The following is a 15,233-nucleotide window of genomic DNA, read 5'->3' as shown; positions in this document are numbered from 1 at the left end:
AACATTACGCCTGATGACTGCTGCTGAAACCGGGTTCGACGGTGCCGATTCGATCAGTTTTCTTCACATCGTGACGATGCAACTCGCGGGTGTTTGAAACCCGGAGGAACCTGCCGCTGCCCAGCAATACCAGCAGGGCGACGACACCCCCCGCGGCTGCCACCCCGAATCCGGCCGGTGCGCCGCCGTATTGGGCCGCCGGGCCCGCAATCGCGGTGCCCGCCGACGCGCCGACGCCGAACGCGGTCACGATCCACGAGAACGCCTCGGTGACCGTCCCCGACGGCGCATGACGGTCCACGACAACGAAGGCGCACGCCAGGACCGGCGCAAGGAAGAGCCCGGAGAGCCCCGCCAGCGCCGTCATCAGCGCCACGCCGGGCACGGTCACCAGCGGCACGTAGGCGGCCGCGAGCAGCACCACCAGGACCCGCAGCCGCCGCTCCGGCGGGCCCGCCCAGTGCCGTACGCCGTAGGCCACCCCGCCGACCAGCGCCCCCGCGCCGAGCGCGGAGAGCAGATAGCTGGAGACCATGCCACCGCCATGGGCGTCCGCGTACGCCACCGCTGCCACCGCGATCGAGCCCAGAGCGACACCGACGAAGAAGAAGGTGCCCAGCAGAGCGAGGAGTCCGGGTGAGCGCAGCGGCCCGAGCCAGTGCGCCTCACGCGGCTCGGCCCGCCAGCGCCGCGAAGGACCGGCGGTGACGACGAGCAGCGTGCCGGCCACGCCGATGAGCGAGAGAACGAGCACGGCGGCACCGGTCGAGGCGGCCGCGATGAGGAGCGTGACGAGCAGCGGTCCGGCCGCGAACATCACCTCCTGCGCGGCGGCGTCCAGCGCGTACGCGGCGTGGACCTGCTCCTCGCGGCCGACCACGCTGGGCCACAGGGCACGCAAACCGCCTTCGAGCGGCGGGGTGGCGAGACCGGCGACGGCCATCTCGGCGCAGGCGAGTACGAGCGGACGCGGTCCGGTGGCGGCGAAGGCCGCCATCGCCGCGCACGAGACCAGGGCGCCGGGGAGCATCACGCGCGGCTGGCCGCGCCTGTCGACCAGGCGGCCGAGCAGCGGCTGCCCCACGGCCGTGCCCAGGCCGTAGACGGCCGACAGCGCTCCCGCGAGGGTGTAGTCGCCGCCGTGCGCGCGCGTGAACAGCACGATGGCCAGAGCCGCCGTGGCGTTGGGCAGCCGTCCGATCAGGGTGCCGGTGAGCAGGCGCACGGCGTGCCGTGCGCGCAGCAGTTCCAGGTACCCCGCAGCCATCCCTGCCCTTTCTCCGCGTCAGTCCCGGGCTACTCCTCCTCGGCGTCCTCGGCGCTCGACGTCTCCCCCGCTTCACCCTCCGTTCCGGCCCCGGGCTCGAGGAGCCGGGTGAGCTGGCGGCCGAGGATGCGCCGGAACTTGCGCTGCTGCGGACGGGTGCGGTCGAGTACGGCGACCTCCAACTGCTCGGCGGTGAGCTGCCGTTCTCCGCCGTTGTTGTCACGGCCGAGCGACTCCACGGCGAGCTTGAGCGCTTCGCCGAGCGACATGCCGTCGCGGTGCCGCTGGTCGAGGTAGCTGCCGATCTGGTCGGAGTTCCCGCCGACCGCGACTGCGCCGTGCTCGTCGACGATCGAGCCGTCGTGCGGCAGGCGGTAGATCTGATCGTCCTCGGGCCTCTCGCCGACCTCGGCGACGATCAGTTCCACCTCGTAGGGCTTCTCCCCCACGCTGGAGAAGATCGTGCCGAGGGTCTGTGCGTAGACGTTGGCCAGGCCCCGGGCCGTGACGTCGTCGCGGTCGTAGGTGTAGCCGCGCAGGTCGGCGTAGCGGACCCCGCCGATCCGCAGGTTCTCGAACTCGTTGTACTTGCCGACCGCGGCGAAGGCGATGCGGTCGTAGATCTCGCTGACCTTGTGCAGGGCGCGGGACGGGTTCTCGGCGACGAACACGATGCCGTCGGTGTACTGCAGTACGACGACGCTGCGGCCGCGCGCGATGCCCTTGCGGGCGTACTCGGCGCGGTCCGCCATGGCCTGCTGGGGTGAGACGTAGAACGGCGTCGACACCGGCTATCCGTCCCTTTCTGTCGGTTTACGTGGCCCTGCTGGCTGCTAGAGGATCGCGGCCCGCGGGCCGTCCGGCTGTTCGAGGCGGCGCTCGTGGACGGCACGGGCGATCTCGGACGACTCGGCCTCGGTGAGCCTGCGGAAGCCCTCGTCCGTGATGACCGTGACGATCGGGTAGATGCGGCGGGCCATGTCCGGGCCGCCGGTCGCCGAGTCGTCGTCGGCGGCGTCGTACAGCGCCTGGACGACCAGCGTGGTGGTCTGCTGCTCCGTCAGATCGTCGCGGTAGAGCTTCTTGAGTGCGCCGCGGGCGAAGACCGAGCCCGATCCCGTCGCCGCGAATCCGTGCTCCTCGGAGCGGCCGCCGGTGACGTCGTAGCTGAAGATGCGGCCCTTTTCGCGGTCGAGGTCGTACCCGGCGAAGAGCGGGACGACGGCGAGGCCCTGCAGCGCCATGCCGAGATTGCTGCGGATCATCGTCGACAGCCGGTTGGCCTTGCCTTCGAGGGACAGCACGTCGCCCTCGATCTTCTCATAGTGTTCGAGCTCGAGTTGGAAGAGCTTGACCATCTCCACGGCGAGACCGGCCGTGCCCGCGATGCCGACCGCCGAGTACTCGTCGGCCGGGAAGACCTTCTCGATGTCGCGCTGCGCGATGATGTTGCCCATCGTCGCCCGGCGGTCACCGGCGAGCACGACGCCGCCGGGGAAGGCGGCGGCGACGATCGTCGTCCCGTGCGGGATCTCCACCGCCCCCTGGACCGGCGGGAGGGTCCTGTTGCCCGGGAGCAGTTCGGGAGAGTGCTCGCCGAGGAAGTCCATGAACGACGACGATCCCGGCGTCAGGAAGGCAGCCGGCAGACGCCCGGTGCTGCTGATGTTGGCTCCCACGCGTTTCCTCCCACGATGGCGGCGGACCGGCCCGGGCATCCCCCCGGACGGCTGCCGGTCCTCGATCACTGCACGGACCTTACCCCCGGCCGTGCCAGTCATCCGTCCCGTGTCCGAGACCTGTGCTCGGACACGGGACGGGGACGAAGCGGCCTACTCGCCGCCCTTTTGCACAAACGACCGAACGAAGTCCTCGGCGTTCTCTTCCAGGACGTCGTCGATCTCGTCCAGGACGGAGTCCACGTCGTCCGAGAGCTTCTCGTGGCGTTCCTTGAGGTCCTCGGAGGCCTGCGCCTCCGGGGCGGTCTCCTCGATCTCCTCGGTGGTGCGCGTCTGTCGTTGCTGCCCGCCGGTGTCCTTGGTAGCCATGTCCCTCACCCCGCTCGGTTGCCGTGTCGCCGTGTCCTGCAGACCCCTACAAGATCAGACCCTATACGCAGGGTCTGACATCCGGCCTGTTCTTCCCCAACGTCCGGGAGCTACCTCGATGGTTCCCGTTCCGCGGCCGTTTCAGCCCCCGGACAGGACCCTGACAAGATCCTCCGCGGTACGGCAGCGGTCGAGCAGCTCCTTGACATGGTTGCGGGTGCCGCGCAGCGGCTCCAGCGTGGGGACGCGTTGCAGAGAGTCACGGCCGGGCAGGTCGAAGATGACCGAGTCCCACGAGGCCGCGGCCACGTCGTCGGCGTACTGCTCGAGGCAGCGGCCCCGGAAGTAGGCCCTGGTGTCCTCAGGAGGCTTGATACGGGCCTGTGAGACGTCGTTCTCGTCCAGGAGCCGCTTCATGCGTCCACGGGCCGCCAGGCGGTTGTACAGGCCCTTGTCGGGGCGTACGTCGGCGTACTGCAGGTCGACGAGGTGGAGGCGGGCCGAGTCCCAGCCGATGCCGTCGCGCCTGCGGTAGCCCTCCATGAGCTCGAGCTTCGCCACCCAGTCCAGCTCGCCCGCGAGGCTCATCGGATCGGTCTCCAGGCGTCCCAGCACGTCCTCCCAGCGGGTGAGGACATCCTTGGTCTGCTCGTCGGCGTCCGTGCCGTAGCGGTCCTCGACGTACTTGCGGGCCAGCTCGAAGTACTCCATCTGCAGCTGCACCGCGGTCAGCGTGCGGCCATTACGCAGCGTGATCAGCCGTCGCAGTGTGGGGTCGTGTGAGACCTGGTGCAGCGTGCGGACCGGCTGGTCGACCGCGAGATCCACGGCGATGAAGCCGTCCTCGATCATGGACAGCACGAGCGAGGTGGTGCCCAGCTTGAGGTAGGTGGAGATCTCGGAGAGATTGGCATCGCCGATGATCACGTGCAGCCGGCGGTACTTCTCCGCGTCGGCGTGCGGCTCGTCCCGGGTGTTGATGATCGGCCGCTTCAGCGTCGTCTCCAGGCCGACCTCGACCTCGAAGTAGTCGGCGCGCTGGCTGATCTGGAAGCCGTGCTCGCCGCCGTCCTGGCCGATGCCGACCCGGCCTGCGCCGGTGACCACCTGCCGGGAGACGAAGAAGGGGGTGAGGTGTCGGACGATGTCCGAGAACGCCGTCTCCCGCTTCATCAGGTAGTTCTCGTGGGTGCCGTAGGAGGCGCCCTTGTTGTCGGTGTTGTTCTTGTACAGGTGGATGGGCTGTGCACCGGGCAGCTGGGCGGCGCGCTCGGCGGCCTCCGCCATGATCCGCTCCCCCGCCTTGTCCCACAGCACCGCGTCCCGCGGATTGGTCACCTCGGGGGCGCTGTACTCCGGATGGGCGTGGTCCACGTAGAGGCGGGCGCCGTTGGTGAGGATCACATTGGCCAGACCGATGTCCTCATCGGTGAGCTGGCTGGCGTCCGCCGTCTCGCGGGCGAGGTCGAAGCCGCGGGCGTCCCGCAGCGGGTTCTCCTCCTCGAAGTCCCAGCGGGCGCGGCGCGCCCGGTGCATCGCCGCCGCATAGGCGTTGACCACCTGGGACGAGGTGAGCATGGCATTGGCGTTCGGGTGGCCGGGGACGGAGATCCCGTACTCCGTCTCGACCCCCATCACGCGCCGTACGGTCATGCGGCCCTCCTTGCCCGGCTCCGCCCCGCGCTGGGGTCGGCGCTCCAGTGCCAGTGCACTTCCGGCCCGGGTGCGACGGTCCGAAGCGGGGTCGCCGCACTGCGTGGGGCGGTACCGAAGAGCCTAGAACGCGAGCGCGGCAGTGGGGAGATCATTACAGTCATTCCTCGGCTTCGGCCGGGACCCGGCGAAAAGCGTCCGGCTGCGGATACCGGTGGCCCGGTACCCGCAGCCGGATGGCGTCTTACAGGTACTGCCCCGTGTTGGCCACGGTGTCGATCGAACGGCCGGTGTCGGCGCCCTGCTTTCCGGTGACGAGCGTGCGGATGAAGACGATCCGCTCGCCCTTCTTTCCGGAGATCCGGGCCCAGTCGTCCGGGTTGGTTGTGTTGGGCAGGTCCTCGTTCTCCTTGAACTCGTCCACGCAGGCGGCGAGCAGGTGGGAGACACGAAGGCCCTTCTGATTGTGGTCGAGGAAGTCCTTGATGGCCATCTTCTTCGCCCGGTCCACAATGTTCTGGATCATGGCACCCGAATTGAAGTCCTTGAAGTACAGGACTTCCTTGTCCCCGTTGGCGTACGTGACCTCCAGGAAGCGGTTCTCCTCGGATTCCGCGTACATCCGCTCGACCACGGACTGGATCATCGCGCCGACCGCGGCCTCGGAGGATCCGCCGTGCTCCTGCAGGTCGTCGGCGTGCAGCGGCAGGGTGGGGATCAGGTACTTGGAGAAGATGTCCTTGGCGGCCTCCGCGTCCGGACGCTCGATCTTGATCTTCACATCGAGGCGGCCGGGGCGCAGGATCGCCGGGTCGATCATGTCCTCGCGGTTCGAGGCGCCGATGACGATGACGTTCTCCAGGCCCTCCACACCGTCGATCTCGGCGAGCAGCTGCGGGACGATGGTGTTCTCCACGTCCGAGCTGACGCCGGAGCCACGGGTGCGGAAGAGCGACTCCATCTCGTCGAAGAAGACGATGACGGGCGTGCCCTCGCTCGCCTTCTCCCGGGCCCGCTGGAAGACCAGGCGGATGTGGCGCTCGGTCTCGCCGACGTACTTGTTCAGCAGTTCGGGGCCCTTGATATTGAGGAAGTAGCTCTTGCCCGCGGGCTGGCCGGTGACCTCGGCGACCTTCTTGGCAAGGGAGTTGGCCACCGCCTTGGCGATGAGCGTCTTGCCGCAGCCGGGCGGGCCGTACAGCAGCACGCCCTTGGGCGGCCGCAGTTGGTGCTCGCGGAACAGGTCCGGGTAGAGGTAAGGGAGTTCGACCGCATCACGGATGAGCTCGATCTGGTTGCCGAGCCCGCCGATCTTGTCGTAGTCGATGTCGGGCACCTCTTCGAGGACGAGCTCCTCGACCTCGCTCTTGGGAACGACCTCGTAGACATAGCCGGACCTCGGTTCGAGCAGGAGGGCGTCGCCGGCGCGCAGGGTGATGTCCAGCAGCGGCTCGGCGAGCCGCACCACCCGCTCCTCGTCGGTGTGCCCTATCACCAGGGCGCGCTCGCCGTCCTCAAGGACTTCCTTAAGGGTGACGATGTCGCCGACGCTCTCGTATCTCATGGCCTGGACCACATTGAGCGCCTCGTTGAGCATCAGCTCCTGGCCGCGCCGGAGTTCATCCAGCTCCACGGTGGGGCTGACGTTCACCCGCAGCTTGCGGCCGCCGGTGAAGATGTCCGCCGTCCCGTCCTCGTTGGCCTGCAGGAAGACGCCGAACCCGGCGGGCGGCTGAGCCAGCCGGTCGACCTCCTCCTTGAGGGCCACGATCTGGTCGCGCGCCTCACGGAGCGTATTGGCGAGTCGTTCGTTCTGTGCGGACACGCCGGCCAGATTGGTCTGCAGCTCGACGATCCGCTCTTCGAGAATCCTCGTGTGACGCGGAGAGTCGGCGAGCTTGCGTCGCAGGACGGCGATCTCCTGCTCGAGAAAGGCCACCTGGCTCGCGGGGTCCTCCGAACCCCGTGCGGGCCGGTTGCCACGGTTCATGTCGTCGTCGTGGGCTGCCACGGTCCTCACCTCCTCCAAGGGGAGCTGGACGCTTTCAGACCCTACCTGGGCCGGTGCGGGTTGAAACCCCTAGATCACAAACCCGGTCGGGGTGTGTCCGATCTTCACCCTTGCGCACGTCCCCACGCCAGGGAGATACCCACCCAACAACATCGGAAAGCGACCGGTTGTATCGTCGGTTCGGTCAACACCCGTCAGGGACGGTCTCTTCCCGGGGTACGCGAACGACGAACGGCAGGCGAGGTGTCCGTGAGCGAGGCGGCCGGAGAAGCACTTGAAGTCTGGATCGACCAGGATCTGTGCACCGGTGACGGCATCTGCGCGCAGTACGCACCCGAGGTATTCGAGCTGGACATCGACGGGCTCGCCTACGTGAAGGGCGATGACGACCAGTTGCGGACCGAGGCCGGGGCAACCGTGCCGGTGCCGCTGCCGCTGATCAGCGAGGTGGCGGACTCGGCCAAGGAGTGCCCGGGCGAGTGCATCCATGTACGCCGCGTGTCCGACGGCACCGAGGTGTACGGCCCCGGTACCGAGTGATTCGGGTCACCTTTCACACACTTCCCGCGCCGGGATCCGGCAGCGTAAGAAATCGGCCATCGCGCCAGCTCCAGGTGAAGCCGCGCGACAGGTCCGGACAGCAGCGCGGCACGGAATCCGAGGAATAACCGAGCAGCGTCGCCGCGACGGTGCGGCCGTCTATCTCGAGCCCCTTCACACTGAGCCCCTTGCCAGGGTCGAGCAGGGTTCCAGTGATGCGCGGCCGCGACGCGGGGGTGGCTGGAGGTGACAGGACGTACATTCCGCTGGGCGGCGTCCCCGTCGGGGAGTCGCAGCGGACCACTGCCACGGTGTCGAGGCGGCCGTCTCCGTCGAGGTCTGCGGAGGCCTGGCTGACCACGTCCACCGGCACGCCCCCGCAGTGCAGCGGGAAGCGGGCGTCGGCCGGGTCGGGCGCACCCTGTGTCACGTCACCGGAGGATTCGGTGACGGTCGCGGTGGCGGAGGCATCGGAGTGCGGGACGAAGGTGCCCGCCCCGATGGCTGCGGCGAGCGCTGCGGCGGTCGCGAGCCAGTGTCCGGCTCGGCTTCGTGCGTGGGGGAGGTCCGGACCTGCCGAAAGCTGCACGCGGCTGTCTCCTGGGGCTCGAGCGGGTGCTGTGGAGCGTGATCGGTGGCCAGCATGGTGCCATACGTCACAGGGCTCCGGAACAGCCGGGGGCGCGGGTCGTGTGAGGCGCCGCGTCTGTGGGGACGACGAGGCGCCGCCGCCGGTTCCCGTGACGGAACCGGCGGCGGCGCCGATGAGTTGATGAGGCGATTCTCAGCCCGCTGGGGGCGTCCCGCCGCTGCCACTCCCAGGAGCGGTGTCCTTCTCGCCACCCCACCCTGCGTAGTCCTCCCCGTACGCGCCCTTAGACGGCCGACGCCGCCGCAGCGGCGGCTCGACGCCGTCCGCGAGGCGGCGGGCGGTGAGCAGGAAGCCGGTGTGCCCGATCATGCGGTGGTCGGGCCGCACCGCGAGGCCTTCGACGTGCCAGGTGCGCACCATCGTTTCCCAGGCGGACGGCTCGTTGAAGGTGCCGTGCTCCCGGATCGCCTCGACGGTGCGGGCGAGCTGGGTGGTGGTGGCGACGTACGCGCAGAGCATGCCGCCGGGGACGAGCGCCTTGGAGACCGCGTCGAGGCACTCCCAGGGCGCGAGCATGTCGAGGATGACACGGTCGACGTCGGTGTCGCAGAGGTGGTCCTGCAGGTCGCCGACGGTCAGCTGCCAGGCGGGGTGCTCCGCGCCGAAGTAGCGGCGCACGTTCTGCGCGGCGATCTCCGCGAAGTCCGCCCGTCGCTCGTACGAGTGGAGCATGCCCTGGTCGCCGATGGCGCGCAGCAGGAAGCAGCTGAGCGATCCGGAGCCGACGCCTGCCTCGACGACACGCGCGCCGGGGAAGATGTCAGCCATGGCCAGGATCTGCCCCGCGTCCTTGGGGTAGACCACGGCGGCGCCGCGCGGCATGGACAGGACGTAGTCGGGGAGCAGCGGGCGCAACGCGAGATAGGCGATGTTCCCGGTGGTACGCACAACAGTGCCCTCGGGAGCGCCGATCAGCTCGTCGTGCGGGAAGGAACCCTTGTGGGTGTGGAAACTCTTCCCGGCTTCGAGCGTGAAGGTGTGGTGGCGTCCCTTGGGGTCGGTGAGCTGGACCTGGTCCCCGACCTGGAAGGGCCCGCGACGGCGGGCTGCACCGGTCGGTTCGGACATGTGCTCCAGGGTATCGGAGGTCAGCGGCCCGTCGGCGCCGTCCCCATGGCCTGGAGGAAGGCCCGCTCGACGTCGGAGGTCGCGAGCACTCCGTAGATCTCGCCGGTGGGCTCCACGACGAGATACTCGGTCGCCGGGCTGGATCGCAGGCTCTCCAGTAGCTCCTCGCCCGCCAGCTCCGCCGAGACGCGCATGCCGGGCCGCAGGTCCTGGGTGAGCCCGCTGACGGCGACCCACGGGCGGCGGTGCTCGGGGACGGTGACGATCGCGGCCTCCCGGACCAGGCCGGTGGCGTTGCCGCGGGAGTCGACGACCACCAGCGCCCGTGCGCCCGCCTCGTTCGCACGTCGCAGCGCCTCGGCGAGCGGGGTGTCCGGGGTGACGGGCACGGCCCGGCGGGTCAGGGTGCGGGCCCGCAGCTCGGGGAGGCGTTCGCGGAGGCGGGCCATGCGCAGGCTGCTTCCCGCGCCGGTCCAGATGATGGCGGCGAGAATCGCCGCGAGCAGGGCGTCGGTGAGCGAGTCGGCTCCGCTGCTCGCCGCGGTGTCGCTGATCGCCCCGGTGTAGGAGAGCATCGGCAGGCCGATCAGGACGGCGACGGCGAGCGCCCGGCCGGTCCAGGCCGCCGCGATGGTGCCCGTCATGGGCTTGCCGCTGATCTTCCACACCACGGCGCGCAGCATCCGGCCGCCGTCGAGCGGCAGGCCGGGCAGGAGGTTGAAGACGGCGACGATCAGATTGCTGATCATCAGCCCGGCGAGCAGGACGCCCGGCACGGTGCCGGGCGAGACACCTCGCATGCCGAGGTAGAAGACGCCGGAGAGGAAGAGGGAGAGCAGCGGGCCGACGAAGGCGAGGACGAATTCCCGCCCGGGGCTTTCCGTTTCCCGCTCGATCTCGGAGACCCCACCGAAGAACTGCAGCTGGATGCGGCGCACGGGCAGCTTGAAGCGGAGCGCCGCGACGGTGTGGGCGAGTTCGTGGACGAGCACGGAGGCGTAGAAGGCCACTGCGAAGAAGAGCGAGACCAGGTAGCGTGCGGCACCGAGACCGGGCAGCACATGGTCGAGCTGGCCCCCGAACACCCAGGTGATCAGGGCGGCGACGAGGAACCAGCTGGGGGCCACGTAGACCGGGACGCCGAACGGCCGGCCCATCAGGATGCCGCCGCCCGCCTCACGCTCGGGTTTGCCGGACTGCGGCTGCCCGCCTCTGTTCACGCTGTCCCCATCGTTCGATGAACCCACCGGACCGATCATGCAGTGCGTGGGCGTCCGACGTCGATGGTAACGACGGTTCGTAGGGTGTCAGTGGCAGGCCGTAGGGTCTGCTGCCATGGGCACCACGACCGAACCCGCCGAACCCTCAGAACCCGCCGCGTCCCGGCCCCCCGCCGCCAGGCCTCCGTCCTCGCTGTCGCCCTCCCGTGCGAGCGACTTCATGCAGTGCCCCCTGCTCTACCGGTTCCGGGTCATCGACAAGCTGCCGGAGAAGCCGAGCCCCGCCGCCACCCGCGGCACGGTCGTGCACTCGGTGCTCGAAAGACTCTTCGACGTACCGGCGGGCGAGCGCACGGCAGCCCTGGCGCGCTCGCTGGTCACCCCGGAGTGGGAGAGGCTGCTTGCGGCCCGGCCCGAGCTCGCCGAGCTGTTCCCGGACCACGGGGACAGCGCAAGCGGCGGTGACGGCGGGGAGCAGACGGCGGGCGAGCGGCTCGCGCAGTGGCTGCAGGGCGCCGAGGCGCTGGTGGAGCGGTGGTTCTCGCTGGAGGACCCGACACGTCTCGAACCCGCGGAGCGCGAGCTGTACGTGGAGACGACGCTGGATTCCGGGCTGGTGCTGCGCGGCTACGTGGACCGGCTGGATGTGGCTCCGACGGGCGAGCTGCGCGTGGTGGACTACAAGACGGGCAAGGCGCCGAGGCCCGAGTTCGCTGCGGAGGCGCTGTTCCAGATGAAGTTCTACGCGCTCGTGCTGTGGCGGCTGCGCGGCACCGTGCCACGGCGGCTGCAACTGGTCTACCTCGGCAGCGGCGACGTGGTGACCTACGACCCCGGTGAGCACGATCTGCGCTCCACGGAGCGCAAGCTGCTCGCTCTGTGGGACGCGATCCGCCGCGCCACCGAGACCGGCGACTGGCGGCCGCGGCCGGGCAGGCTCTGTGACTGGTGCGACCATCAGCAGTTCTGTCCCGAGTTCGGCGGCACTCCCCCGGTGTACCCGCTGCCCGTTCCCGCCCCGCGGGCGGTGCCGGTGGACCAGGCGCGCTAGGGAAGAATGGGGGATCGGCCGATCCGACCTGGCCGAGGTGGAGGAGATCACGTGGCTATCCGCGTCCTGCTGGTAGACGACCAGCCGCTGCTGCGCACCGGGTTCCGGATGATCCTGGAGGCGGAGCACGACCTGGCCGTCGTCGGCGAGGCCGGAGACGGTGTGCAGGCGCTCGAACAGGTGCGGGCGCTCCAGCCCGACGTGGTGCTCATGGACATCCGCATGCCGCGGATGGACGGGGTGGAGGCCACCCGCCAGATCACCGGACCGGGCCGCGACGGCCCGGCGAAGGTGCTGGTGCTGACCACCTTCGACCTGGACGAGTACGTGGTGGAGGCGCTGCGCGCGGGCGCCAGCGGTTTTCTGCTCAAGGACGCCCCAGCCGCCGAGCTCGTGCAGGCGATCCGGGTCGTCGCGGCGGGAGAAGCCATGCTGGCGCCGAGCATCACCCGGCGGCTCCTCGACAAGTACGCGGGCAAGCTGCCGTCGGGTGACGAGCCAGTGCCGCAGGCGTTGCACACGCTGACGGAGCGTGAGGTCGAGGTGCTCAAACTGGTGGCGCGCGGCCTGTCGAACGCGGAGATCGCGGCCGAGCTATTCGTCAGCGAGACCACGGTCAAGACGCACGTGGGGCACGTCCTGACCAAGCTCGGCCTGCGCGACCGGGTGCAGGCCGCGGTGTACGCATACGAGAGCGGCCTGGTCCGCCCCGGGACGGCCTGAGCCGTCCCAGGGCTCCCCGGATGAGCGGGGTCAGCTCGTCACGCCGCGCCCGAGCTCCCAGTACTGCAGCTCGGAGGAGGCGTTGAGCGCCCACTCGGTGCCGGTGATGTCGGACCTGGCCGCCAGGTACTGCTGTCCCTGCCACAGCGGCAGGAACGGCACGTCCTGCGCGATCTCGTCCTGGGCCTGCTGGAAGCTGCCCACCGTCGAGCTGCGCTCCGCCTGCTGGCGGGTGCGCGGGATCAGGTTGTTCTCGATGTCGCTGTTGTTGTACGGGCTGCCGAGGAAGTTGTTCTTGCCGAAGAACGGGGCGATGTAGTTGTCCGGGTCAGGGAAGTCGGGGAACCAGCCCATCCCGTAGACGGCGTACTTGCCCTTCTGCTCATCGGGCCGGAACTGCTGCCACGGCACGCCCTGCAGCGTCACGGTGAACAGGCCGCTCGCTTCGAGCTGCTGCTTCAGCTCGGCGAACTCCTGCGCGGTCACGCTTCCGTAGTGATCGGTGGTGTAGCTGAGCGTGAGCGGCACCGGCGTGGAGATGCCGGCCTTCTGGAGCGTGGAGCGGGCCGCGGCGGGGTTCGGGTCGCCGTAGAGGTTGAAGAACGAGTTGGTGTGCCCGGTGATGCCCTGCGGGACCATCGAGTACAGCGGCTGCGCGGTGCGCGCGTACACGTCCCGGACCAGCGCCTCGCGGTCGACGAGCTGGGCCACGGCCTTGCGCACGGCCACGTTCTTCACCGACGGGTCGTTGGTGTTGAACACCAGGTAGCGGATCTCGGTGCCAGGCGCCTGGGTCAGCTGGATGTTCTGGCTCTGCGACTTGGCGGTGCTGGTCTGGAGAGCCGCGATCTGGGCCGGGGTCATCGTCCGGTTCATCACGTCGATGGTCCCGGCCTGCAGCGCCGACTGCATCGCCTCGGAGCTCTTGAAGAACCGCAGCTCGATCTTGCTGTTGTTGAGCGTGTACGCGCCCTTGTAGTGCGGGTTCTTGGAGAAGACCGCCTTGTCGCCGGGGGTGAGCGAGTCCAGCGTGTACGGGCCGGAGCCGGTGATCTGGTAGCCGTCACGGACCTTGTCCGCCGAGTAGACCTTGCTGTCGACGATGGCCGCGGCCGGCGTGGCGAGCTTCAAGGGGAAGGTGGCGTCCGGCGTCTTGAGATGGAAGACGACGGTCGAGTCGTCCGGCGTCTGCACGGAGGCGATGTTGTCGAGCAGCGAGGACGGACCGTTGGGGTCCTGGATGTGCAGCGACCGGTCGATGGAGAACTTCACGTCGGTCGCGGTGAGCGGATCGCCGTTGGAGAACTCCAGGCCGCTGCGCATGGTGCAGCGGTAGTTCTGGCCGGCCGCGTCGGTGAACGAGCAGGACGAAGCGGCGTCCGGAACCGGGTCGGTGCCGGTGGGCGGCATGCTCAGCAACGTCTGGAAGGTGTTGCGCAGCACGTCCCATTCGTCGATGGTGTACGCGGCAGCCGGGTCGAGCGGAGCGCCGTCACCCGGGCTCGTCTGTATCTGGTCGGTCGTGCCCACGACGATGGCATTGCCGCTGCCACCGCTGCCGCCGTTCGAACCACCGCATCCCGCCAGAGCGGGAGCAATGAGCCCCACCATGGCCGGCAGCACCAGTAGCTTGCGATTCATCCTCGTTGGTCTCCCTCATCGGCGTCGGCGGTTCCAGCTGCGGATGGCGCTACGCCGGCGCCGCCCGCCCCCCCGTACATCATCCCTACCGGCAACTGCAGTCCTGCCGCCGGTGGTTGGTGTGCCGCCTCGCGCCCCCGCGCACGCGGCTGCATTGACCAGCAAGGACATTAGTGGGAACGCTCGAACCCACGAGAACACGGGGAAGTTGAGGCGGCATCACGCCGCGATAACGGCATCGACTGTCTCGATATCCGGACGCCGGAACGTTCTCCGCCCGGTGTGACCAATCAGGACACAATGACGCCACTCACGTACCGTCACCGGAGTCAGGAGCAGACACATGTTCGACTGTCGACCGGGGGGCGAGTGATAAACATCACACCTAGCAAGTGATGGCGGTCGTGGTGACGATTGAGGACATCCGGTGCGCCTTCCACGCGCCCGTCACGTCGCGACCAGCGCCCGCAGATACGCGAGATCCACGTGCTCCAGGGACGGCACCACACTGCGTCCCGGGGCTCGCCCGATGGGTACGAGGGAAGGAACCGCGAGCACCCGGCAACCGGCCGCTTCGGCGGAGGTGACTCCGGTCAAGGTGTCCTCGACGACCACGCAGCGCGCCGGATCGGCGCCCAGACCCGCGGCGGCCAAGAGGTAGGGATCGGGATGCGGCTTGGTCCGCCGCACCTCGTCACCGGCGATTGAGAGCGCGAAGTACTCCGCCCCCAGCGAGCGCAGCACGGTGTCGATGATCTGCCGGTGCGAGGCCGAGACCAGCGCGGTGGGCACCTCGTGGGCGGCGAGCTCGGCGAGCAGCCTGCGTGCGCCCGGCATCAACGGGACTCCGCGCCCGATGAGGTCGACGAAGCGCGCGTTGATGAGCACCGACAGCTCGGTGAGGGTGAGGTCCACTCCGGTGACGGAGATCAGATGGGAGACGCTCCGGGACATCGGACCGCCGACCACCACGTGCCGGTGCTCTTCGTCGAGGACGTGTCCGAGCTCGGCGAAGACCTCCGATTCGGCCTTCCACCAGAATCCCTCGGTGTCCACCAGAGTGCCGTCCATGTCGAGGAGCACGGCCTGCAGGGCCGGGCCATCGGCCTGCCATGACTGGACGGCGGGAATGCTGCTGGTCATCCGGGTTGCACCTCCGTAGGGGGGCGGAGAGGCCGGTCGCACGCCATGCTTCACGGCGGGCGACCGGCCTCTACCGGATCGTCCAGTGTACGACTGTTACAGATCTGGCGCGCGTGACGCCCGCCGTACCGTGGTCAGCCTGTTACCTCATGTCATCGCGCGTTGAAGTATGTGGCTTCGGGGTGGTGGATGACGATGGCGTCGGTGGATTGTTCG

At 69.1% G+C, this 15,233-nt stretch carries 14 protein-coding genes; 3 read left to right on the top strand and 11 right to left on the bottom strand.

What is annotated here, in order from left to right:
* Positions 1-4: 4 nt before the first annotated feature.
* From NGB36_RS19200 to arc, 6 genes are all read right to left on the bottom strand, one after another.
* Positions 5-1,267 (bottom strand): MFS transporter, encoded by a 1,263-nt coding sequence (locus NGB36_RS19200; protein ID WP_255921569.1) that lies wholly within the window; start codon positions 1,265-1,267, stop codon positions 5-7.
* 29 nt (positions 1,268-1,296) lie between these two features.
* A complete protein-coding gene (prcA, locus tag NGB36_RS19195) occupies positions 1,297-2,055 on the bottom strand; it encodes a proteasome subunit alpha (RefSeq protein WP_255921568.1) in 759 nt (252 codons plus the stop codon).
* Positions 2,056-2,100: 45 nt separating this feature from the next.
* Positions 2,101-2,946 (bottom strand): proteasome subunit beta, encoded by an 846-nt coding sequence (prcB, locus tag NGB36_RS19190; protein WP_255921567.1) that lies wholly within the window; start codon positions 2,944-2,946, stop codon positions 2,101-2,103.
* Positions 2,947-3,099: 153 nt separating this feature from the next.
* Positions 3,100-3,315 carry a ubiquitin-like protein Pup gene (locus NGB36_RS19185; protein WP_255921566.1) on the bottom strand — a complete coding sequence of 72 codons (216 nt, stop codon included), beginning with the start codon at positions 3,313-3,315 and terminating at the stop codon, positions 3,100-3,102.
* Between the two features lie 141 nt (positions 3,316-3,456).
* Complete coding sequence (dop, locus tag NGB36_RS19180) at positions 3,457-4,968, bottom strand: depupylase/deamidase Dop (protein WP_372509477.1); 1,512 nt, start codon at positions 4,966-4,968, stop codon at positions 3,457-3,459.
* Between the two features lie 244 nt (positions 4,969-5,212).
* Entirely contained in the window at positions 5,213-6,979 is a 1,767-nt protein-coding gene (arc, locus tag NGB36_RS19175; protein ID WP_255921565.1) for a proteasome ATPase, read from the bottom strand.
* 249 nt (positions 6,980-7,228) lie between these two features.
* Here arc and NGB36_RS19170 point away from each other — a divergent pair, with 249 nt between their 5' ends.
* A complete protein-coding gene (locus NGB36_RS19170) occupies positions 7,229-7,519 on the top strand; it encodes a ferredoxin (protein WP_372509476.1) in 291 nt (96 codons plus the stop codon).
* Positions 7,520-7,532: 13 nt separating this feature from the next.
* Here NGB36_RS19170 and NGB36_RS19165 read toward each other — a convergent pair whose 3' ends face one another.
* The 3 genes from NGB36_RS19165 to NGB36_RS19155 form a co-directional block, all read right to left on the bottom strand.
* On the bottom strand, positions 7,533-8,108 hold the full coding sequence (locus NGB36_RS19165) for a hypothetical protein (protein WP_255921563.1): 576 nt from the start codon (positions 8,106-8,108) through the stop codon (positions 7,533-7,535).
* 195 nt (positions 8,109-8,303) lie between these two features.
* Positions 8,304-9,239, bottom strand: coding sequence for a tRNA (adenine-N1)-methyltransferase (locus NGB36_RS19160; RefSeq protein ID WP_255921562.1), 936 nt, complete (start codon positions 9,237-9,239; stop codon positions 8,304-8,306).
* A 20-nt stretch (positions 9,240-9,259) separates the two neighbouring features.
* A complete protein-coding gene (locus tag NGB36_RS19155; protein ID WP_255921561.1) occupies positions 9,260-10,498 on the bottom strand; it encodes a site-2 protease family protein in 1,239 nt (412 codons plus the stop codon).
* 76 nt (positions 10,499-10,574) lie between these two features.
* On the opposite strand from NGB36_RS19155, the gene NGB36_RS19150 reads away from it, so the two are divergent.
* Positions 10,575-11,510 carry a RecB family exonuclease gene (locus NGB36_RS19150; protein ID WP_255921560.1) on the top strand — a complete coding sequence of 312 codons (936 nt, stop codon included), beginning with the start codon at positions 10,575-10,577 and terminating at the stop codon, positions 11,508-11,510.
* Between the two features lie 51 nt (positions 11,511-11,561).
* Complete coding sequence (locus tag NGB36_RS19145) at positions 11,562-12,233, top strand: response regulator (protein WP_255921559.1); 672 nt, start codon at positions 11,562-11,564, stop codon at positions 12,231-12,233.
* A 30-nt stretch (positions 12,234-12,263) separates the two neighbouring features.
* Here NGB36_RS19145 and NGB36_RS19140 read toward each other — a convergent pair whose 3' ends face one another.
* Positions 12,264-13,874 carry an ABC transporter substrate-binding protein gene (locus NGB36_RS19140; RefSeq protein WP_255921558.1) on the bottom strand — a complete coding sequence of 537 codons (1,611 nt, stop codon included), beginning with the start codon at positions 13,872-13,874 and terminating at the stop codon, positions 12,264-12,266.
* A gap of 447 nt (positions 13,875-14,321) precedes the next feature.
* A complete protein-coding gene (locus tag NGB36_RS19135) occupies positions 14,322-15,017 on the bottom strand; it encodes an HAD family hydrolase (RefSeq protein WP_255921557.1) in 696 nt (231 codons plus the stop codon).
* Between the last annotated feature and the right edge of the window lie 216 nt (positions 15,018-15,233).

Origin of the sequence: Streptomyces humicola (assembly GCF_024436035.1) — a bacterium.
Lineage (GTDB): Bacteria > Actinomycetota > Actinomycetes > Streptomycetales > Streptomycetaceae > Streptantibioticus_B > Streptantibioticus_B humicola.
The sequence above is the reverse complement of the archived record's forward strand: the minus strand, read 5'-3'. Positions and strand labels throughout refer to the sequence as shown.